Here is a 20,453-nt window from a genome sequence, read left to right as displayed (position 1 = left end):
AACTTCATGGAAGAAAAAAAGAAAAAATCAATCGGGTTTAATATTATCAAAAGTGATCCGACAGACGGACACGGCGGTTTTGGCGTAGGGGCACTCAGCCTTGATAACATTTCTCCCGTATTCGTCGATGTAGAGGAAAAAGAAGCGTTCGTAGACATCGGTGCCATGCATGCCCGCAGCACCGTTGAAAAAGGAATTAAATTTCTCCCGAATAAAGAAGAAGTTCCGAACGGAAAACCATACTGGCTTGTGTGGGTGACGATTGACAGAAGAGAAGAGGGGCCTTATTACGCTGGTGTGACAGCCTGTGAAATGACGGTCGACAGAAGCATCAGAAGAGGCTACAAGTCACTGCCTGAGCATGTGAATCTGATGGATAAATCCATGAAACGGAAAATCATCGTTGATAAAATGGACGACAGCTCGAAGCGTGTACTAGGCGAATTTCTGAAAAAGCATGATCAGGGCCTATGGGACCGTTCCTCAGATGAGTTAAAAACAAGCCTGCTTCCGGAAGATGATTGATTTGTGAATTTTCTGTGAACTTTTAAAGTATTTGAGATATTTTTCGTAAACATTGAGTAAACTGGTGATACAGAAATAGGACATGGAAAATCCCGAGCCGAAACAAGACTCGGGGTTTTTCATTTTTAGGGGGATATGAGTCGGCGACTGGGAGATGAAAGCCAGCGCCGAAGAAATGAGAAATTCACCACTTTATCCCAAAACTGATTGTTCAGCTCGATTGTCTAACATTCTTCCATCGATTATGAAGGAACCATACGAATAACCCGGCCTCCGAGGAGCCGGGTTATTTTCAATGATGTCGCCCCAGCCATTTGTCCCACCATTTTTTCTCGGAAGCGGGATTTTCTTTGGATGGAAGCCGGTCTTTTGTTTGTTTTGCGGGTTCTGCCCCGTAGCACACGTTTGCTGGTTCTGTGCCTTTCACAAAATATGTGTAATGCTTAGCGGCGCAGCCGGGACCTGATGAGTAGCCTGTTTCCGGATCAATGTACACACCGGTTACGCCTTTTGGCGGCTTGAACGCGGTTTCTGGTTCGCCTTTGAGCGCGTCCTCCATGAAGTCCGCCCAAATGGTTTTGGCATAGCTTTTTTCTTCGACCGAGTCGATGGTGCTGTTTTTGTCATAGCCGGTCCAAACACCTGCGGCCAGCTTCGGATTGAAGCCGATCATCCAGCTGTCTGCGCTGGTGGTTCCTGATTTTCCGGCATACGTTCTTGTCAGGCGGTTGGCTATCGTTCGCCCCGTAACCGACGTGTATCCATTTAAATCGGTATCAAACATGCCTGTCATCATACTCGCTGTGACAAAAGCGGCTTTTTCATCAAGCACCTGTTTATGCTGATTCGGGTTTTCGTACAGCACGTGGCCGGCTGCGTCCGTTACCCTTGAAATAAAAGTCGGTTCGATTTTCTTTCCGCCATTTGCGAGCATGGCATAGGCGTTGACCATCTCAATCGGACGCACGGGTTCGGTGCCGAGTGCCAGAGACGGCAGTGCTTGAAGATGGGCGGTAATGCCGAATTCCTTTGCCGTCTTTACAAGTTTGTTCGTGCCGAGAAAAAGATGCGTTTTCACAGCATAAATATTGTCGGAAAGCGCCAGCGCCTGCAGAAGCGTAATCGGCTTTTTGGCATAGTATCCGTTATAGTTGCTTGGAGAATAGGTTTCTCCCTTTGCATCAATTTGAAACTCGGTTTCTTCGCTTTTCATCAAAGTGACTGGCGTAAATCCGCTCTGAATCGCTTTATAGTACAGCAACGGCTTGATCGTCGAAGCAGGCTGGCGCTTCGCCTGTGTCGTCCGGTCAAACGGGCTTTTTTGATAATCCCTGCCGCCGACAAGGGCGAGAACGTTTCCGGTGCGGGGATCAATGGCTGAAAACCCGACTTGAATGTCAGAGCCCGCGTTAACCGTTTCGGTTATGGTCTCCTCGGCGATGCGCTGCATCCGTTTATCTACCGTTGTATAGACGTTTAACCCGCTCGTTTCAATTTGCTCCCGTGTCATGCCGAGCTTTTTTTCCAGCTCTCTCATCGCATTGTCATAGAAATAAGGAGCCTTTCTCTTGGAAACTTGTTTATTCAAAGGCTGATAGGAAAGAGGTTCCTTGATCAATTCATCCGCTTTCTTTTGGCTGATCATCTGCTGCTTTTCCATCATCCGCACGATCGTTTTCTGGCGTTCCTTGGCCTTCGTCTCATTGACATACGGTGAATAGCCGGAAGGGCCTTTCGGGATTCCTGCCAAAAGCGCCGCCTCCGCATCCGTCAGGTTTTTGGCATGCTTGCCGAAATAAAGGCGGGAAGCTGCTTCAATGCCGTAGGCGCCGTGGCCGTAGTAAATCGTATTTAAATAGCCTTCTAATATCTCGTCCTTAGAATAGTTTTGTTCCAGACGGATCGTGTAGAACGCCTCATTCCATTTCCGTTTCCACGTTTTGTCGTGTTCAAGGTATAAGTTTCTGGCATATTGCTGGGTGATGGTGCTTGCACCCTGAACTTTGGCAAATGCTTTCAGGTCAGCAAGCGCCGCGCCGGCCATGCGTTTATAATCAAAGCCGTGATGATCGTAGAAATTCTGGTCTTCAATCGCCACTGTCGCTTTTACGATCGTCGGATTCATGTCCTTTAAGGGGACCCAATAGCGCTTTTCGCCGTAGTTCGTTTCCCCGAGCTTTGAGCCATCACTCGCATACAAAATCGTGGATTGCGGCACTTGCACCGAGGGAGCGCCCTGGTATTTGGCTATCAAAATGACAGTCATAAACACGGCAGCTGCCGCCAAGGCCGCAAAAGCCCCTAAAAAGATAAAGGCGCGAACGGTTTTCAACGTCAGTCTCAGCCGTTTATTTGTCATTGCATCCACAACGGGTTCCCCCTTTTTTTATGTTTCTACTATTATGAGAAAAAAAGATCGTTTTTAAACATCGCAGAACAGGACGCATCTTTACTTTTTCCCCGCCATCCTCTATACTTTTTCCTTAGGTGAAAATGAGATTTCAACCGAGAATAAAAGCTGATAAGACGCTTACAATAAATGAATACAGCCTCGAAAGGGAGATGACAATTGAGCGAACTTTGGTACACAGAGAAGCAGACGAAAAACTTTGGCATTACGATGAAGGTTAACAAAACGTTACATACAGAACAAACGGAGTTTCAGCATTTAGAAATGGTGGAAACAGAAGAGTTCGGCAACATGCTGTTTTTGGACGGCATGGTGATGACATCTGAAAAAGACGAATTCGTTTATCACGAAATGGTGGCGCATGTGCCATTATTTACGCACCCAAATCCGGAACACGTTCTCGTAGTCGGCGGCGGTGACGGCGGCGTTATCAGAGAAATCCTGAAGCACCCAAGCGTGAAAAAAGCGACACTTGTAGACATTGACGGCAAGGTTATCGAATACTCTAAAAAGTTCCTTCCTTCTATCGCAGGCAAACTGGATGATCCGCGCGTTGACGTGCAGGTAGATGACGGATTTATGCACATTGCAAAATCTGAAAATCAATACGACGTCATCATGGTAGATTCAACTGAACCAGTCGGACCGGCTGTAAACCTGTTTACAAAAGGATTCTACGCAGGAATCGCAAAAGCGCTGAAAGAAGACGGTATTTTCGTTGCGCAGACGGACAACCCATGGTTTACACCGGAATTAATCACAAATGTACAGCGCGACGTGAAGGAAATCTTCCCGATTACGAAGCTGTATACGGCGAACATTCCGACATATCCAAGCGGTTTGTGGACATTTACAATTGGCTCGAAAAAATATGATCCGCTTGCAGTGGAAGACAGCCGTTTCTTCGATATTGAGACGAAATATTACACAAAAGATATTCATAAAGCGGCGTTTGTTCTGCCGAAATTTGTGAGTGACCTGATTAAATAATGAAGGTATGGCGCAGGAGCAAATCTTGCGCTTTTTTACAGGAAAGCGAGGGTATTATAGATGAGATTTGATGAAGCTTATTCAGGAAAAGTATTTATCGCGAGCCGTCCCGAGTGGGAAGAGGCGGACGCCATTCTTTACGGCATGCCGATGGACTGGACAGTCAGCTATCGCCCGGGCTCACGCTTTGGTCCAAGCAGAATCCGTGAGGTGTCAATCGGCCTTGAGGAATACAGCCCATATTTAGACCGCGATCTGGCTGACTTGAACTTCTTTGACGCCGGCGACATTCCGCTGCCGTTCGGAAATCCGCAGCGAAGCTTGGATATGATTGAAGAGTACGTGGACAGCATTTTAGAAAAAGGGAAGTTCCCAATGGGTATGGGCGGTGAGCACCTCGTGTCATGGCCTGTCATTAAAGCGATGTACAAGAAATACCCAGACCTTGCGATCATCCATTTTGACGCACATACAGATCTTCGTGTTGATTATGAGGGAGAACCGCTTTCTCACTCCACGCCGATCCGTAAGGCGGCAGAATTGATCGGACCGCACAATGTGTATTCATTCGGAATCCGTTCCGGCATGAAAGAAGAGTTTGAATGGGCGAAGGAAAACGGCATGCACATCTCAAAATTTGAGGTGCTTGAACCGCTGAAAGAGGTGCTTCCGAAGCTGGCGGGCCGTCCGGTTTATGTCACAATTGACATTGACGTATTAGACCCTGCACACGCACCGGGTACAGGAACGGTTGACGCCGGCGGCATCATGTCTAAAGAACTGCTTGCATCCGTCCATGAAATTGCGCGTTCAGAGGTAAACGTAAAGGGCGCTGATTTAGTGGAAGTCGCACCTGTGTATGACCACTCAGAGCAAACGGCAAACACAGCCAGCAAAATCATCCGTGAAATGCTGCTTGGGTTTGTGAAATAAGTAAACATCCAGACGATGTCTGGATGTTTTTTTATTCCCAGTCTTTACAAACATCAATCCATGCTTTTGAGAAAGAAAATTCGGATAATTCTCCTCAATAGCGGAGTTTCTGCTGCCGCATGCGAGGAAAACAGTCTCAAACCGTTTCAGCGATACATCTAGATAAACCTCAAGATCATGAGCCAACCCAAATGGGCAAACACCTCCAATTTCATGGCCTGTCTGCTCCAGTACCTCATTAGGAGAGAGCATTCTTGCTTTAAAGCCAAATGTTTGCCTGAACTTTTTGTTATTAATCTTGGCATCGCCGGCTGCCACAATCAGAATCGCCTGATCTCCTTCCCCTCTGAAGGACAGGGTCTTGGCGATTCTAGCCGGGCTCACGCCGGTCATCTCAGCTGCCTGTTCAACTGTCGCGCTCGACGTTTCGAACTCCGTCACATCATTTTCTCGATTCCATTGTGTAAAGTGGGTTCTCACACTTTTTAGAGACATGCTGCATTTCCACTCTCTTCAAGATTATTGAAAAGATCATAGCGTGGATTGGGAGACTTTGGTAAAGAGGGGACAAAAAAACCGCCGATGGACGGCGGTTTAGATCATGGCGCGTTGTGCAACATCAAAATGTTCTGTTGATGAATTTGATACTTCGACTGTGATAAATACAGCACTCACAGCTAAACAAGCGAGTAATAATTTATACTTCCATTTCATATAAATTCACCCCCCCTTGAATGTGCTGTCTTGCTTCTTCAACCTTTAAAAAGTAATGAGATGCTTTTTTGTAATTTTCCTGTTGATGATAATATTTAGCAACATCAAGTGCGAAGTCCTCAATATCTGCATACATCATTTTACTTTCAAGAAAAACAAAACATTTTTCTATCCGTTCCTCATCCGGTCCAGACAAGTATAAAGATTCCAAAAATTCAAACTCCGTTAGATACACGGTATCTCCCGCAGCTGCAGAATACTCTTTTCCTTTTTTATGATATTCACAGGCGTTATCAATCTTACCTAATTTAAAATAAATTTGTGTAATTAGGAAAAAAGCTTGTGGCAGTGAAGGAAGCATTTTAGATCCTTCAAATACTTGAATAGATTTTTTTACATACTCTATCGCTGATTCAAAACTGTTTTGGTTTTGCTTGCAGAGTGCTATGTTATAAAGTGTTCTTCCCATTAATTGGGGCTGCTGCTCTGTTTTTGCAAGTGTAAAGGCTTTTTGAAAATGGGCAATTGCTTTTTCGTATTGTTTTAAATCCAAAAAGTTGGCTCCGAATAAGGACTGGCATTGAATCATTCTGATATCATATGTAGTCTGTTCACTGTATATTTCGAATGCTTGACGTGCATAGTCCATGGAGACATAAGTTTGTTTCATATAATAATAGACTTCTGACATTTTGAAAAAGAATTCAGCTTTATCGATTTTATCTTTCACAAAAACCAGCTTGCTCTCAGCTTTTTTAAAGAATTGAATGGCTAATACATATTCACGGCGATCCAGCTCATACATGCCTCTGAAGAAATTAAAATAGTACTCAAGCAGACCAGTTAAACGAGCCTGTTTTTTATCAATCTCAAGCAGCAGATCAGACAGTCTCGGCTGTTCCTCAATCCTCATTTTTTCTAACGGTTCAAGGTACTCAAGCATCAGGTTGTGCCGAAACTCCATTAGTGAATAGTACAAATGAAGGTCTTGATCTTCTTCCATTTGATCCAGCTCTTGCTTGATTTCTCGTCGCAAATATTCTGCATCGGGTATGCTGAATCGGCGTATGTACATATACCATTCGTTAATCTTTTCTCCGATGGAAGAAGAAGATATGACACCTGTCACGTTTGCAAATCCCTCCCTTCATAATTCTATATATGTCATATTTTATCATCAACATTCTTGTGAGAAGCGCAAAAAAACCGCAATTTTTTCTTTCGTTACACCGCATGTTTGGAGATATATTTTCAAAAAGAAGCTTTTACCCTCAGCAATTTGTACAAGCAAACACGTTACCCTTCCATATTCTGTTATATCTGCGTGAGCAGTGTATGTCTGAAAAGGAAGTGAAGGAATGAGAAAAAACAAGCTTTCCTTTAAAGAAAAAGCAGGAGCAGAACAAGAAGAGTGCTTATGTTTTTGTGAGGGAGAAGCAAGCCGAGAAGCCATGTTTCAAGCACCGATTGAATTACCTGAAGGGTTTGTCGTTGATCCGGCTGAAGCTGTTGCAAACGTGACGTGGAATGCAGACAGCCTTTCTTGTGTCAGTGACCGTTGCTTAATTCAAACGGGGCCTGAGCCTGATGAGGTCGGTGTTCAATTTGCAGTGCGCCTGCAGGGAACCGTTACGCTACTCGTCAGTGTCTCACCTGTGCGAAATCAATATGGACAAGGGGACGGGGCTGTTTCCGTCATTCACAATGCAGAGATCGATCAAGTCGTCTATTATTCCGATGAACCGGATGATTGCCCGGATATCAGTGACATCACGATTGAGAACCTTGTTGTTGTTCCGCCGTTTTACGGCAGTCCTTTATCGGTGACGGGGACGATTGTGCTTGTACCGGAGCCGGAACCCGTTTATGCGTTTACAGCGAATCCAAATGATCAATCAGTTTCTGTGATTGATACAAACACTCATTCTGTTGTGACAACGATTGCTCTTCCGTACAATCCGGCAGGTATTGAAATTACCCCGGATAAAAGCGCTGTGTTTGTCTTACATCCCAACAACAATGTGATTTCTGTCATCGATTATGACACATTAACAGTGACAGCATCTATATTGCTGGATCAGCCGCCTCGATTGATTAGATTTATCCCTAATCATGAGTTTGCTTATGTTTTCACCGGTACTGCGGTTTATGTGATTGGAATTGATACGTTAACTGTGGATAGGTCGATTCCTGTGGAAGGGTATGATGTTGCAATCGATCCCAATGGGTTATTCGCCTATGTTCTTAATTTTGGTATAGTGCAAAAAGTGGACCTAACTACCGGTGAAGTCACAGGAACAATTGAACGAGAGCTTATCGTATCAACCATAGAAACAAATTGGCCGGAGCGGTATGCCTATGTATTAGAACAAGAATTCTTTTTTAATTATTTGACGGTTATTGATTTAAATACGTTTACCATCAGCAGCACCCAAGAGCTGGAGTATGAAGGGGAATATCGAATGTTTACGAGTGGAGCAGAGGTGTATTTATATGACGGCTTCACTGGCAATTTATATTCAGTCAGTCCAAATGGAGCAGGCGTTATAGGAAATGTTCCGCAGTCGGCAAGAGACTTTGCGTTTACCCCGAATGGCGAGTTTCTGTATGCAACTCATGTCCTAGAACAGAGCATCACTGTTTACAACACGGATGATTACTCCGTGGAGACTGTCATATCTCTTGGGGTTTCACCGGGAGCTATTGCGATTTAATTAACTATGTGTGGTGCATTTCTAAAAGGACGTGAAATCATGAAAAAGAATGATCTTTCTGTTTTACAGGAAAATTGTTTCTGTTTTTGTGATGAGGAAATTAGCCGGGAAGCGCCGTTTCAAGTGCCGATAGATACCCCTGAGGGCTTCAAGGTTGATTCGGCCGAAGCGTCAGCGGCTGTTACATGGAGTACAGACAATTTGTCCTGTATCAGTGAGCCTTGCTTAATCCAGACTGGGTCGGAACCAGAAGATATCGGTGTTCGATATGCCGTGAGAGTACAAGGGGCCATTACGCTTCTTGTCAGTGTGTCGCCTGTACGAAATCAATATGGACAAGGAGACGGGGCTGTTTCTGTGATTCATACTGAAGAGATTGATCAAGTTGTTTATTATGCAGCACAGTCTGGCCGCTGTCCTGATTTTAGTCAAATGACAGTGGAAGATCTTCTCATTGTGCCGCCTTTCTACGGCAGTCCGCTCACGGTGGCCGGGATACTTGTTTTACCGCCATCACCAGACCCTCAATCGTATGTGTTTACTGCCAATACTGGAGACAGCACGGTTTCAGTCATTGATGCAGATTTAAACACTATTGTAAAAACAATCCCGTTTTCTGCTGTGCCAACTAATCTAGGCGTTACTTTCGATAAAGCATTCACGTATGTTCTCCATGGGAATACCAACCTTGTCTCAGTGATTGATAATAAAACATTAACCATCATAAATACCATTACTGTTGGAGGAGGGCCGAGAAAGATCGAATTTGATCCAACAGATGAGTTCGTATACGTGATGGCCGCCGGATCTATATATGTGATTAACACGGCCTCTCAATCGGTCATTGATGTCATTCCGATACCCGGCGCTTTAGACTTTGCTCTTGATCCGAATGGACAGTATGTCTATACCGCTAATGGAAGCAGTTGGTCGGTTGATAAATATGATGTAAATACTGGGCAGTTGGTAGAAAGTATCATAGATTCATTTGAATTTCCCAGTTTAATTGCAACTCCTTACGCTGGAAATTTTGCGTACGTGTTGAATGGTGAGCTGTGGCCGAAAGGTGTAACGGAGATTAGTTTGTCTCCATTAAGCAGGGGAGGGGACTTCAGCCGTTTATTTGAAACGCTGAGGACGATTGTATTTTCTCTCGATAGCACTAGAGCTTATTTTCTAGAGCCATATAGTGAACCGTTTCTCATTAATAACTTATACGTAGTTAATACGGCCAGACAGAGGATCATTGCAAACGTGTCTCTCCCCGGCGCTTTTGACCTCGCCGTAACGCCGGACAAACAGTATATTTATGCGGCACAGCCCAACGACAATGCTGTGACCGTGTACCGCACAAGTGATTATACAGCCGTGACGGTGATTCCGGTTGGCGCGGGTCCGTCTGCGATTGCGATGTAGCTATTTTATAGATCAAGAGAAGCGGTGCTGCGATAAGAGAATCGTTTATAAATAAATGATCCGATTTGCTGAATGGCAGCCAGGATAATCAGAAACAGCAGTTCACTTATAGAGAAACTGAGCATCCACCAAATCCCGGCTGCGGCCAGTGCCCCCGCAAACACTTTTCTGAACAGGCTGCCGTGCCGGAAAAGCTGCCGCAAATAAGTTCGCATGCAAAACAATAAATACAGGATCAGTAGCATCGCAAGTCCCATTGAAAGGGCAGGGGGCGTGTGGAGGCGGAAAGGGACGGCTTTAACGATTTCGAACATGCAGCCGAATATGATGACTTGGCACAACACGGCAGCCATCACGTATGTTTGGCGGACGTTTTTATAGCTGTCACGCAGCGATTTGACGTCTTCTGCATATCGGCTGCACAAGTTGTGTTGCTGAAAGTCACAGCAGCTTTGATGAGACTGTGTGAGTTTCTGAAAAGCTGCTGTCATGTTTTTCACGGATTGGGTGACATAATGAAGATAGAGAAAAGCAGGCAGCATCAGGAGGGCAGCGGTACAAGCCAGCAGCCCGAGCCGCACAGCGTCATTGTTGATCATCTGTACATATTGGGCGGCGGCTTCGGCCACGGCCTGAACCCAGCCGAAGGAATAAGACGCCATACCTATAAGCAGCAATAAAAGGGTAAAGACAGTGTTTTTTTTCATTGTCTGATCGCCTCTTTCTGAGAAACGTGAATGATCGCTTTGTTAGAAGATGCCATTGCATCAATGAGAGACAAGAAAACCTGCGCATCCATATCTTGAATGATGTGGTACATGTCAAGAAACGAGCAATCGCACCTGTCACACTCGGCTGCCCACTCGAAGCATTTACGCACATAATCGCTGTCATAAATGATCGCGTCTGTCAAAGAATCCTTGCCGTATTGAAGCCAGGCGGCAACCTGTTCTTTCTTCTGTGTGACATAGTATGAAGCCACATCGATATAAGCTGAAGAATGGGTCCCTTGACTGTGAAGGATCAAGAAACCGCCATCCTCATATATATAAGTCTCGGCTGACAAGCGATTGATTTCCAGACGGTACGTTTGCTGAATTTCTTGAAAAAACGGTGAATCTAATTGAAATAGAATACGAGACGCGATATCCCAATAAAGCTTTATCGTCAACAGATCGTTTTGCCTAGGAAGTGCGCCGATCTGTAATCCGGTCCAGGTATCTTCCATTCGCTCCTCATCACCCAGCACCATTTTTTGTGAGAGGGCTGGAGGGCATGCCGGGATGATTTTTCTTTCAGCATGATAATCCGGACGCTTTTCCAGCTGGAGGTGAGGAGGCAAAAGCGTTTCTGTATTTTCTGAGCCCCCAATCAAAAACAGCGTCATCCGATGGGCTTGATAGGCAGCCTTATAGGCTTTTTGTAAATCACTGATGTCCAGCGCCTCAATATCTTCGATTCTGCCTGCGGGGAAAACGGCAGCTGGTGAGGAGGGAGAAAGCATGCTGATCAGCTGATAATGATATGAGAGCTGATGGTTAAGGTGTGCTGTTTGAATTTCGCTTGTAATCACAGCTTTTTCCTGAGCGACAATCTTCTTGTCAAATGAGTGGTTCCATAAAGCATCAAGCAGGATGGGAATCGTTTGTCTGAGCCGATCCGGTAATGAGGTAAACATGAAATTGGTATCGGTGTAGGTAGTGAATGCGTTTAAAAGCGCGCCATGCGCAAAAAAATCACTGTACAGATTGCGGCCGTTATGCCAGAAGAGAAGATGCTCTAAAAAATGCGCTGTGCCATACGGAAGCAGTGTATCACCGGATTCTGCCCGTATACATACATCCCGGCTTCCAAAATCGATTTTTACATTGCACAGCCGCAGGTGGGCGCGGGGGAATTTCAATCTGAATATTTTTAGTCCGCTGTCTGTGTATCTGATATCGGTTCGTTCATCCAGCTGTTGAAAAAAGGCTTTCTTTTCCATCTCTTCATCCCCTTACTACATGAGCTCCGATATAATTGATGGTCGCTATGAATTGCAATACATCGCGGCATGTAACCGCTGAGATGCCATCCAGCAAGGCTTCTTTCGTGCAGGAGAAGCGGCGCAGGACCCCCATATAGGCCAATAGACCTTCGGGAGAATCGAATTGCAGCAGCAATTCATTGCGTAAAAACTGCTTTGCCTGTTCTAGTTCCCGCTCATCTGTATGAAAAGCTGAGACAGCTTCCAAAACGCGCGGGGGAATGTCTTTCTCATGAAGCTGATCTGTACATATTGAAACAAGCAGCAAATTGTTCATGACATCGTAACGGGTGATAACGTGATAGACTGCCAGATCCTTCTCTCTGAAGTGCTTGAATAAAGCGGAATGGCCGTACTTTCCCAGTAATCCGTCTATTAGCTGTATTTTGATATAATCGCTGGCATCTTTCATCTCTCCGCAGTAAAATCCGAGTGTCAAGACGGAAGGACCTGCAGCGCTGCGTGTCTCTGTTTCAAACACATGCCGGTTTACGGGTATTCTTCCGGACGTTATAGCGGACGTTTGCGGGGCATGTCCCCGAACATCACATGCATGTACTTGTCCCAATATGTTCAGCTGTTTTTGCTGGGACACTAAATCAACGATAAAGTCCGTTGCGTCGAGAAACCGTTTAGGATGAATCGCCTTTATCCTGTCTTTCCGGCCAAACATGCCTGTGCCGTACATCGGGTTTCCAAAGACCTCCTCAGCCAAGCGAGCCGCAGAGTAGGAGAAGGGATCAGTGAATTTCTTTTCGATTTTCAGCAGCAGCTCATTCCTGGCCTTTTCAACTGCTTCGAATGAAAGAGAAGAAGGGAAAGACAAGTCTGCAAAAGTTTTCATCAGGGCGTCAACATGAAGATTCCCGTTATATAATGGGTGAATCAAACGGGTCCCGCAGGTTTTCAGCTGCTGATCAAAAAAGAGATTCGCTGAGTACATGAAACGGCTGCCGGCAGCATAACCAAAAGCGTCAATGATTTGCTCCTTCAGGTATGCGGCGGCGCCGTAAAAATAAATTGTTTCTTCCTCAGGTTCCGCCGCGCTTTCGATCGGTTTCAGAAAGCTCGCGGCGATTGAAATAGTTGAAAATTGATGAGTCTTCAGCAGGTTAACTTCCAAGCCGTTCTCTTTTGCTTGTATCAAAGAAACCACCATCCTGTTTTTGCAGGTAATAGACTATGACCAGACCGGCTATCGGAATGACCGCCAAGGATACAGCGGTGCCGGCTAATGTGGCTAAGAATAGGGGAAGACAAAATAGATAAGACCGATATTTTGAGAAACCGCTCCATAGCTGCTGCTCCGTCTGCCAGCTGAAGGAGGGCCTTTTTTCATCCGCAGTTAACCTGATAAAAGCTCCCGCCAGCAGCAACTCAATGCACTGCAAAAAAGTGAGAACTGAAATCGGACGGCCGCTGATGAAACCCACAATCATCACGACAAGGAGAAATCCGCCTGCCAATAGGCCTGAATAAAAGCGATATTTCGCCCAAAACATCGTTTTCCGCTTGATCGGAAGCGTGATGAGCAACATCCGGTCATTTTTTTCAATCGAGTACAAAAGGGCGATCGGCGAGCAGATGAGCAAAAGCGCGGAAATCACGATATAAATCACTTGCTGATTGAAGATGCCGGTGTTCATCATCTGGAACGAAAAGAAGCCGCTGAATACCGCCATTACCGCGTAATTTAACAGCATCGCTTTAGAAGAGATAAATCGGTTCCATTCTCTTTTGTAAAACGAAAATTCAGATCGCCGCATAAATGAATGCATCTTGCCCTGCTGCGGAGGCGCCTGCAGAAAGACAGGAAAGTCAATGATCACCGCCCACAGCATATGAACCGCGCAAAGCGGAAGCGTGGCGGCCGGCATCAAAGCGGCGCTGAGACATACACAGGCGAATATCGCCGCATGCAGCAGAAACATCAAGTTCTTCTTTTTGACGAAGTGGTTGCTTAGCACAACTCCGAAAATAATGGAGTAAACGGTAAAAAACGAAAACCTGCCGAGCCAAAACAATGTTTGCGCCCCTGACAGCGTTCCGTTTCCAAATAAGAACAGCGGTAAAATAAAAAAGAATAAAGTTCTTCTCAAACAGGTATCGACAAACAAAACGACACTCTGGGCGAGCCAAAAGCTCCGTGAAGAAATCGGCAGCAGGCAGCTCAGTTTCATATAAGATTCCTTCCATGAAGATGTCACAGAAAGAAACACCATATATGCGTTCATTAAGAGAAGCGCGAGTATGATATACGTTTTGCGCAACACCGATTCATCAATGCCGGCCTGGCGGATCAGCCCAATTTCAAACACGGCCAGAATGACAAGGCCTGCGGCAATGCGGATGGCATCCTTTTTCCCTTGCCGGCTGTAAAGCTGTTTGAACAGCAAAGACATGATGGGGATTATGTTATTCATGGCCGATCACCTCGAAAAATTCCCGCCGCAGATCGGTCTCCTCTCCAATCGGAATGACCTTTTGGATCTGTTTGTTGTGAAGAATAGCCGCATAATCACAAAATCTTTGCACGACATCGAGCAGATGAGAAGAAAACAAAATGGTTCCGCCTGCTTCACAGTACTCACGCATTTTCTGATAAAAGACCTCTATCGATTCCACATCCAAACCGACGAGCGGCTCATCCAAAATAAACAGGGGAGCGCGCAGCAATAAGCCTGTCATCAATACAACCTTTTGCCTGTTCCCCAAGGACAGCTCCGAAATTCTCCTATTGATGTATTTCGAAAAATGAAAGGCCTCGGCCAAACTGGCAAACTGCTGCTCTGAAAAATCCTTTTGATAAAGCGAATGGACGAAAGACACATAGTCCTTCGCCGTAATTTCTGTAAATAGCAGCGGATAATCGGCGGCGAAGTAACGGTGAGTCTTCAGCTGATCTGATGTTTTCTGCGGCATGCCGGCCTCCGCTTCAATTCCGCACAGTGTAAAGCGCCCGCTGAAATTGCGGTTCACGCCTGTCAGCGTATTAATCAGTGTCGTTTTTCCGGCGCCGTTTACCCCAAGTAACCCGTAAACGGCGCCTTTTTCTAAATGTAAATCCACTTGTTCTAAGATGACGTTGTCCCGTTCATACCAAACGGATACATCGTGTATATCCAAAATGCTCATCGCGAGTCAGCCTTCCGCGCGCGCATCCCGAACAGAATGGCAATGGCAATGAAAATCAGCGTAAACAGATAATCGCTTTTGACAAAATAGACGACTGCGCCGATGACAAAGATAAATGAAAGGATATACAGTAAAATTCTTCTTTGTGCTGGTGACAAATCGTTTCCCTCCTAAATAAGCTGGACCACGTCTTCTAATTGTTCATTTTTCGCCCAAGAGCAAATGTTTTTTCGGTGATATTTGTTAGAGTTCAGCCCTTTTAAGTAACAGCCTCCGCAATAGCCGCTGAACGGGCATTTGTCTTTCATGCAATGTTCGCTGAACCGCGGCGCTTGCGCTTGCCACAGTTTATGGACGAGAGGGGAGTTAAAGATGCTTTCATAGGAATCATGAAAAATATTTCCCAATGAAAATTCCTTTGGAAAGAGGGCGCAAGGACGTACTTCGCCGAACGGGCTGATCACAATGGACTTCCAGCCAGCGCCGCAATTTGCCGCGCGTTTTCTTTCATAGGGAATAATCGGAATCAGATCTTTAAACTCATCAATCACATTTTGCTCGTATTCCATAAACTTGCGGTGCTGCTCGGCGTCTTTCGTTGGATGGACAATATCCCTGCCTCTTCCGAAATCATCAACCCAATTGTAAGAGAACGCCTTCGCCCCGAGATCCCGAACCTTTTGGGCCATATCGTGGATTTCCCACATGTTTTTTTCGAAGACAGACATGGCGACTCTGACAAATATACCGTGGTCACTCAACAATTTTATCGTTTTACAAGTTTGGGCAAAAGAGCCTTTTCTCCCTCTAAAGGAGTCATGGACCTCGGAATTGACACTATCAAGAGAAATGCCGACGATGATTTTTTGCTTGTAAGTCTTCAAAAGCTCCAGGCTCTCTTTTCGCATGAGTGTTCCGTTTGTTAAGACAGCGACTTTTTTGAACTTTTTACACACATAGTCAAGAATCTCATTGGCGTTTGGATGGACAAAAATTTCTCCACCTGTGATTTCGCATGTCAATACACCGTTATCAAACAGCATATCAGCCGTTTTTTTGAATTGCTCAATCGACACGGTGCCGAGCGCTTCAGGTGAGCTTTCCAAATAACAGTGGGCGCATTTCAAATTACAGCGGTGCGTCAGTTCAAAGGTGGCGTGCAGGGGCATCGGAAATTCATTGCTTCCGCTCGTGGTGATTGTATGGCGGCTGGCCCGGTTTCCAAGCTGGATCACCTGCTTGTTCTGGAGCATGTTGAGCATGTCGTAATACCAATCTTTATGGTCTTCCGGGGATTCATCATACACTGCACATTGCTCAGCTAAAATCTGCTCAGCTGTTTTTTGGCCATCCATGCGCATGCAGAGCTCGTAAGCCGTTTTGTTGAGATCCAAATACTCAAAGTCAGAAATGGAGACATTATCGCGCAAGTAGTCGATTTCTAACACGCCGCCCTCAGGAAGCTGGTGAACTCTTACACTTTCATTAATAAATGGAAACATCTGCTCTATAAACAAAATACCATCCCCTATACATATGATTCAAATGAAAAACGGTTGTGTATGTATATCCAAGAGGTAGATTTTAGTTAAAAATTGTAATTTACTTAAAAAGGGCATAGTAGAATGACTATGCCCTTTTGGGAGATCCTTACCCCCATAGACCGAATAGACCTGTTGCACCGGCAATTTCAAAATCAGGGATAGGACCGTCCACTAGACAAGCGGCTCCGATCGAGCATGTTGCACAACCTTTGTTTTCTACAATGACAGCTTTTTTCATAATTGAATCCTCCCTTTTTTTGTTTTTCTAGCAGATCTATGTTGTACTTTTATCTTAAAACTATCAAATTACTAATTCAATACATATATTTTGAAAAAAATGTGAAAAGGAAATGATAGATTTCGGAAAAATGTAACATTTCCTAAAGGTAATTAGTGATATGATTTTCTCTTCTATATAAGGAAATGCTTTTTATGAGGTTTATCTTCAAATCTGATGAGCAATGATGGTAAGATAGAAGCAGTTGAAGTTTACAAACCGAATGATTATACTATTCAAGTCAAAGTGGAATGATGAAAAGGACGTGTCAGAATGAAGCAAGAGACACCGATAACACTCCATGTGAAGTCTGTGATCGAGGATGACGGAAACCAAGAAGTCATCGAATTCCGCACCACCGGATTTTACTATGTAAAACAAAATAAAGTGTATCTATCTTATTATGAAGAACACGACTTAGGCAAAGTCAAAACGATTGTGAAAGTAAGCGAAGGCGAAGTCCTGGTCATGAGGTCAGGGGCTGTCAAAATGAATCAGCGTTTCATAACGGGAGCTTCCACAATTGCTAAATATAAAATGTCATTTGGTGAGCTTGAGCTGAAAACAAGCACAAAATCGATTCAATCTGATCTCGATGAAGAAAAAGGCCGTATCAGCATCGCATATGACATGCATGTCGGAGACGAGCAGGAGCATTTACATAATATGACGATCACGTATGAGGGAGGAACTCACGCATGAACATTGCGGAACAAATGAAGGACGTGCTGAAAGAAGAAATCAAAGCGGCCGTTCTGAAAGCGGGACTGGCTGAAGAAAGCCAGATTCCCAATGTTGTTTTAGAAACACCGAAAGATAAAACACACGGCGACTACTCAACGAATATGGCGATGCAGCTGGCAAGAGTGGCAAAAAAAGCGCCGCGTCAAATCGCTGAAGAGATTGTCGCCCATTTTGATAAAGGGAAGGCTTCGATTGAAAAACTGGATATCGCCGGCCCGGGTTTTATCAATTTCTATATGAACAATCAGTATTTAACAAAGCTGATTCCGTCTGTACTGGAAGCAGGGGAAGCATACGGGGAAACGAACATCGGAAACGGTGAACGAGTTCAGGTAGAATTCGTATCAGCGAATCCGACGGGAGACCTTCACCTCGGGCATGCGCGCGGGGCGGCTGTCGGCGATTCCTTGTGCAACGTGCTTTCAAAAGCGGGTTACGATGTAAGCCGCGAATACTACATTAACGATGCGGGAAACCAAATCAACAATCTGGCGCTTTCTGTTGAAGTCCGTTACTTTGAAGCACTCGGATTGGAAAAACCGATGCCGGAGGATGGCTACCGCGGTGAGGATATCATTGCGATCGGAAAGCGTCTCGCTGAGGAATACGGTGATCGTTTCGTTAACGAAGAGGAAAGTGAACGCCTCGCGTTTTTCCGTGAATACGGCCTGAAATACGAGCTGGAAAAGCTTCGCAAGGACTTGGAAAACTTCCGTGTGCCGTTTGATGTGTGGTATTCAGAAACTTCACTGTACCAAAATGGAAAAATTGACAAGGCGCTTGAAGCGCTCCGCGAAAAAGGCCATGTCTATGAAGAAGACGGCGCGACTTGGTTCCGTTCCACGACTTTCGGCGATGATAAAGACCGCGTATTGATCAAGAAGGACGGCACGTACACGTACCTTCTTCCTGATATCGCGTATCATAAGGACAAGCTTGACCGCGGCTTTGATAAGCTGATCAACGTTTGGGGCGCCGATCACCACGGCTACATCCCGCGTATGAAAGCGGCAATCGAAGCGCTGGGCTATGAAAAAGGAACGCTTGAAGTAGAAATCATTCAGCTCGTTCACCTTTACAAAAACGGCGAGAAAATGAAAATGAGCAAACGGACCGGTAAAGCCGTAACGATGCGTGACCTGATTGAAGAAGTCGGCTTGGATGCTGTTCGTTACTTCTTTGCAATGCGAAGTGCGGACACCCATATGGATTTTGACTTAGATCTTGCTGTATCAACATCTAACGAAAACCCTGTGTATTATGCACAATACGCGCATGCACGTATTTGCAGCATGCTTCGCCAAGGGGAAGAGCAGGGACTTAAACCGGCGGCAGATCTTGATTTCAGCCATATTCAATCAGAAAAAGAATACGATCTGCTGAAAACGATCGGCGGCTTCCCAGAGGCAGTGGCGGAAGCAGCGGAAAAACGAATTCCGCACCGTGTCACTAACTATATTTATGATCTGGCTTCTGCTCTGCACAGCTTCTACAACGCAGAGAAAGTCATCGACCCTGAAAATGAAGAGAAAAGCCGCGCGCGCCTGGCTTTAATGAAGGCAACGCAAATTACGCTGAACAATGCGCTTCAGCTGATCGGCGTATCGGCTCCGGAAAAAATGTAATCACGATCAAAAGGACAAAGTCTTCGGGCTTTGTCCTTTTTTTATGAGAAAAACGTGTGATGTAATTCACAATCCTGTTTGGCGAGTTTTTGTATGATAAGACTGATTATTGAATCATTGAAAGGGGCAAGCCAAATGATCAACCGTCAACACATTCAATTATCGTTACAGTCATTAAGCTTGGTGGCAGGGTTTATGGTTTGGGTGCTGATTTCATCACTCATTTCCCAAATCACATTAGATATTCATTTAAGCAAGGGTGAGATTTCTTTGGTGACGGCGATTCCTGTGATCCTCGGGTCGCTTCTCCGCATTCCTTTAGGGTATTTAACGAACAGGTTTGGCGCGAGGCTCATGTTTATGGTCAGCTTCATCCTGCTTTTATTTCCTGTATTTTGGATCAGTATCGCGGACTCTCTGTTTGATTTAATCGCAGGCGGCTTTTTCTTAGGGATCGGGGGAGCGGTGTTTTCCATTGGAGTGACCTCCCTCCCGAAATATTATCCGAAAGAAAAGCACGGTGTCGTCAATGGGATTTACGGTGCAGGAAATATCGGGACAGCCGTTACGACATTTGCAGCGCCGGTTATCGCTCAAGCCGTCGGGTGGAAATCAACCGTGCAGATGTATCTGATTTTGCTGGCTGTCTTTGCCTTACTGCACGTGTTGTTCGGCGACAGGCATGAGAAGAAGGTCAAAGTTTCTGTTAAGACTCAAATCAAAGCCGTTTACCGAAATCATGTGCTATGGTTTCTGAGCCTGTTTTATTTTATTACGTTCGGTGCCTTTGTCGCCTTCACTATCTATCTGCCGAACTTTCTGGTGGAGCATTTTGGGCTGAATCCTGCAGATGCCGGCTTGCGGACGGCTGGCTTTATTGCGGTTTCTACGCTGCTCAGGCCTGCAGGCGGATTCCTGGCTGATAAAATGAGCCCGCTCCGCATCTTGATGTTTGTTTTTGCCGGGCTTACATTATCAGGCATTATCCTATCGTTCTCGCCGACAATCGGCCTTTATACGTTTGGATCATTAACCGTGGCCGTCTGCTCAGGCATAGGAAACGGGACTGTTTTTAAACTGGTGCCTTTCTATTTTTCGAAGCAAGCGGGGATTGCCAATGGGATTGTGTCTGCCATGGGCGGATTAGGCGGCTTTTTTCCTCCGCTCATATTGGCGAGTGTGTTTCAGGCAACAGGCCAGTACGCGATCGGGTTTATGGCGCTTTCAGAGGTGGCGTTAGCCAGTTTTGTCCTTGTCATATGGATGTATTGGCAGGAAAGAATGAAAACACACACGGAGAGAAACAGCCAGAGCATCAACTAACACTGGGGCATTCACAAGATTGTTAGTTTTTTCTCGATGGGTACAAATCAATTCACGTTACAATAAACACACAACGT

Annotated in this window: 21 protein-coding genes and 1 pseudogene; 9 read left to right on the top strand and 13 right to left on the bottom strand. The window is 45.3% G+C overall.

Features of this window, described 5'->3' with window-relative positions:
* Window positions 1-6: 6 nt before the first annotated feature.
* A complete protein-coding gene (locus tag CW370_RS11920; RefSeq protein WP_029946120.1) occupies window positions 7-525 on the top strand; it encodes a YwhD family protein in 519 nt (172 codons plus the stop codon).
* A gap of 292 nt (window positions 526-817) precedes the next feature.
* Here CW370_RS11920 and CW370_RS11910 read toward each other — a convergent pair whose 3' ends face one another.
* Window positions 818-2,893 carry a transglycosylase domain-containing protein gene (locus CW370_RS11910; protein WP_101169643.1) on the bottom strand — a complete coding sequence of 692 codons (2,076 nt, stop codon included), beginning with the start codon at window positions 2,891-2,893 and terminating at the stop codon, window positions 818-820.
* Window positions 2,894-3,094: 201 nt separating this feature from the next.
* On the opposite strand from CW370_RS11910, the gene speE reads away from it, so the two are divergent.
* Both speE and speB read left to right on the top strand, forming a co-directional pair.
* Window positions 3,095-3,925, top strand: coding sequence for a spermidine synthase (gene speE / locus CW370_RS11905; RefSeq protein WP_003227543.1), 831 nt, complete (start codon window positions 3,095-3,097; stop codon window positions 3,923-3,925).
* Window positions 3,926-3,985: 60 nt separating this feature from the next.
* Entirely contained in the window at window positions 3,986-4,858 is an 873-nt protein-coding gene (speB, locus tag CW370_RS11900; RefSeq protein WP_024572001.1) for an agmatinase, read from the top strand.
* Between the two features lie 31 nt (window positions 4,859-4,889).
* Here the strand turns inward: speB and CW370_RS11895 are convergent.
* The 3 genes and pseudogenes from CW370_RS11895 to CW370_RS11885 all read right to left on the bottom strand — a co-directional run bounded on the left by CW370_RS11895 (window position 4,890) and on the right by CW370_RS11885 (window position 6,701).
* Window positions 4,890-5,353: pseudogene (locus tag CW370_RS11895) on the bottom strand (YbaK/EbsC family protein).
* 99 nt (window positions 5,354-5,452) lie between these two features.
* Window positions 5,453-5,572, bottom strand: a complete 120-nt coding sequence (locus CW370_RS11890) for a PhrC/PhrF family phosphatase-inhibitory pheromone (RefSeq protein ID WP_014665774.1) — start codon at window positions 5,570-5,572, stop codon at window positions 5,453-5,455.
* A complete protein-coding gene (locus CW370_RS11885) occupies window positions 5,556-6,701 on the bottom strand; it encodes a response regulator aspartate phosphatase (protein WP_017696253.1) in 1,146 nt (381 codons plus the stop codon). Before CW370_RS11885 ends, CW370_RS11890 begins: the two co-directional genes overlap by 17 nt.
* Before the next feature lie 2 nt (window positions 6,702-6,703).
* Between CW370_RS11885 and CW370_RS21760 the strand changes: the two genes are divergently transcribed.
* From CW370_RS21760 to CW370_RS11870, 3 genes are read left to right on the top strand one after another with little or no spacing between them, the layout of a single operon-like run.
* Complete coding sequence (locus tag CW370_RS21760; protein WP_024572000.1) at window positions 6,704-6,934, top strand: hypothetical protein; 231 nt, start codon at window positions 6,704-6,706, stop codon at window positions 6,932-6,934.
* On the top strand, window positions 6,931-8,286 hold the full coding sequence (locus CW370_RS11875) for a YncE family protein (protein ID WP_024571999.1): 1,356 nt from the start codon (window positions 6,931-6,933) through the stop codon (window positions 8,284-8,286). Before CW370_RS21760 ends, CW370_RS11875 begins: the two co-directional genes overlap by 4 nt.
* A gap of 39 nt (window positions 8,287-8,325) precedes the next feature.
* Complete coding sequence (locus tag CW370_RS11870; RefSeq protein WP_024571998.1) at window positions 8,326-9,702, top strand: YncE family protein; 1,377 nt, start codon at window positions 8,326-8,328, stop codon at window positions 9,700-9,702.
* Between the two features lie 5 nt (window positions 9,703-9,707).
* Here the strand turns inward: CW370_RS11870 and albG are convergent, their stop codons facing one another.
* From albG to sboA, 9 genes are read right to left on the bottom strand one after another with little or no spacing between them, the layout of a single operon-like run.
* On the bottom strand, window positions 9,708-10,409 hold the full coding sequence (gene albG / locus CW370_RS11865) for an antilisterial bacteriocin subtilosin biosynthesis protein AlbG (protein WP_024571997.1): 702 nt from the start codon (window positions 10,407-10,409) through the stop codon (window positions 9,708-9,710).
* Complete coding sequence (locus CW370_RS11860; RefSeq protein ID WP_024571996.1) at window positions 10,406-11,686, bottom strand: M16 family metallopeptidase; 1,281 nt, start codon at window positions 11,684-11,686, stop codon at window positions 10,406-10,408. Before CW370_RS11860 ends, albG begins: the two co-directional genes overlap by 4 nt.
* Window positions 11,687-11,690: 4 nt before the next feature.
* On the bottom strand, window positions 11,691-12,851 hold the full coding sequence (albE, locus tag CW370_RS11855; protein ID WP_080262599.1) for an antilisterial bacteriocin subtilosin biosynthesis protein AlbE: 1,161 nt from the start codon (window positions 12,849-12,851) through the stop codon (window positions 11,691-11,693).
* Entirely contained in the window at window positions 12,841-14,151 is a 1,311-nt protein-coding gene (albD, locus tag CW370_RS11850) for an antilisterial bacteriocin subtilosin biosynthesis protein AlbD (protein ID WP_101169642.1), read from the bottom strand. Before albD ends, albE begins: the two co-directional genes overlap by 11 nt.
* Window positions 14,144-14,863 (bottom strand): ABC transporter ATP-binding protein, encoded by a 720-nt coding sequence (locus tag CW370_RS11845; protein ID WP_003227564.1) that lies wholly within the window; start codon window positions 14,861-14,863, stop codon window positions 14,144-14,146. The genes albD and CW370_RS11845 overlap by 8 nt, the downstream gene beginning before the upstream one ends.
* Window positions 14,860-15,021, bottom strand: a complete 162-nt coding sequence (gene albB / locus CW370_RS11840; RefSeq protein WP_003222006.1) for an antilisterial bacteriocin subtilosin biosynthesis protein AlbB — start codon at window positions 15,019-15,021, stop codon at window positions 14,860-14,862. Before albB ends, CW370_RS11845 begins: the two co-directional genes overlap by 4 nt.
* A gap of 12 nt (window positions 15,022-15,033) precedes the next feature.
* Window positions 15,034-16,380 (bottom strand): subtilosin maturase AlbA, encoded by a 1,347-nt coding sequence (albA, locus tag CW370_RS11835; RefSeq protein ID WP_024573031.1) that lies wholly within the window; start codon window positions 16,378-16,380, stop codon window positions 15,034-15,036.
* A gap of 24 nt (window positions 16,381-16,404) precedes the next feature.
* Window positions 16,405-16,557 carry a bacteriocin-like protein SboX gene (sboX, locus tag CW370_RS11830; RefSeq protein WP_010886632.1) on the bottom strand — a complete coding sequence of 51 codons (153 nt, stop codon included), beginning with the start codon at window positions 16,555-16,557 and terminating at the stop codon, window positions 16,405-16,407.
* Window positions 16,514-16,645, bottom strand: a complete 132-nt coding sequence (sboA, locus tag CW370_RS11825) for a subtilosin A (RefSeq protein ID WP_003222002.1) — start codon at window positions 16,643-16,645, stop codon at window positions 16,514-16,516. The genes sboX and sboA overlap by 44 nt, the downstream gene beginning before the upstream one ends.
* 312 nt (window positions 16,646-16,957) lie before the next feature.
* Between sboA and CW370_RS11820 the strand changes: the two genes are divergently transcribed.
* From CW370_RS11820 to narK, 3 genes are all read left to right on the top strand, one after another.
* On the top strand, window positions 16,958-17,386 hold the full coding sequence (locus CW370_RS11820; RefSeq protein WP_017696263.1) for a DUF1934 domain-containing protein: 429 nt from the start codon (window positions 16,958-16,960) through the stop codon (window positions 17,384-17,386).
* The gene (gene argS, locus CW370_RS11815; protein WP_003227570.1) at window positions 17,383-19,053 is read left to right on the top strand and encodes an arginine--tRNA ligase; all 1,671 of its coding nucleotides are present in this window, start codon (window positions 17,383-17,385) and stop codon (window positions 19,051-19,053) included. Before CW370_RS11820 ends, argS begins: the two co-directional genes overlap by 4 nt.
* A 135-nt stretch (window positions 19,054-19,188) precedes the next feature.
* On the top strand, window positions 19,189-20,376 hold the full coding sequence (gene narK, locus CW370_RS11810) for a nitrate transporter NarK (protein WP_010886631.1): 1,188 nt from the start codon (window positions 19,189-19,191) through the stop codon (window positions 20,374-20,376).
* Window positions 20,377-20,453 lie beyond the last annotated feature (77 nt).

Source organism: Bacillus sp. SN32 (assembly GCF_002837495.1).
Classification (GTDB): domain Bacteria; phylum Bacillota; class Bacilli; order Bacillales; family Bacillaceae; genus Bacillus; species Bacillus subtilis.
The sequence above is the reverse complement of the archived record's forward strand: the minus strand, read 5'-3'. Positions and strand labels throughout refer to the sequence as shown.

Bases quoted from the DNA above. Each gene is read 5' to 3' on its own strand.
- CW370_RS11820 (WP_017696263.1), top strand. From the start codon at position 16,958: ATGAAGCAAGAGACACCGATAACACTCCATGTGAAGTCTGTGATCGAG.
- albG (WP_024571997.1), bottom strand. From the start codon at position 10,409: ATGAAAAAAAACACTGTCTTTACCCTTTTATTGCTGCTTATAGGTATG.
- CW370_RS11860 (WP_024571996.1), bottom strand. From the start codon at position 11,686: ATGGAAAAGAAAGCCTTTTTTCAACAGCTGGATGAACGAACCGATATC.
- CW370_RS11890 (WP_014665774.1), bottom strand. From the start codon at position 5,572: ATGAAATGGAAGTATAAATTATTACTCGCTTGTTTAGCTGTGAGTGCT.
- sboA (WP_003222002.1), bottom strand. From the start codon at position 16,645: ATGAAAAAAGCTGTCATTGTAGAAAACAAAGGTTGTGCAACATGCTCG.
- narK (WP_010886631.1), top strand. From the start codon at position 19,189: ATGATCAACCGTCAACACATTCAATTATCGTTACAGTCATTAAGCTTG.
- speB (WP_024572001.1), top strand. From the start codon at position 3,986: ATGAGATTTGATGAAGCTTATTCAGGAAAAGTATTTATCGCGAGCCGT.
- CW370_RS11845 (WP_003227564.1), bottom strand. From the start codon at position 14,863: ATGAGCATTTTGGATATACACGATGTATCCGTTTGGTATGAACGGGAC.
- argS (WP_003227570.1), top strand. From the start codon at position 17,383: ATGAACATTGCGGAACAAATGAAGGACGTGCTGAAAGAAGAAATCAAA.
- albD (WP_101169642.1), bottom strand. From the start codon at position 14,151: ATGAATAACATAATCCCCATCATGTCTTTGCTGTTCAAACAGCTTTAC.
- CW370_RS11870 (WP_024571998.1), top strand. From the start codon at position 8,326: ATGAAAAAGAATGATCTTTCTGTTTTACAGGAAAATTGTTTCTGTTTT.
- CW370_RS11875 (WP_024571999.1), top strand. From the start codon at position 6,931: ATGAGAAAAAACAAGCTTTCCTTTAAAGAAAAAGCAGGAGCAGAACAA.
- CW370_RS11920 (WP_029946120.1), top strand. From the start codon at position 7: ATGGAAGAAAAAAAGAAAAAATCAATCGGGTTTAATATTATCAAAAGT.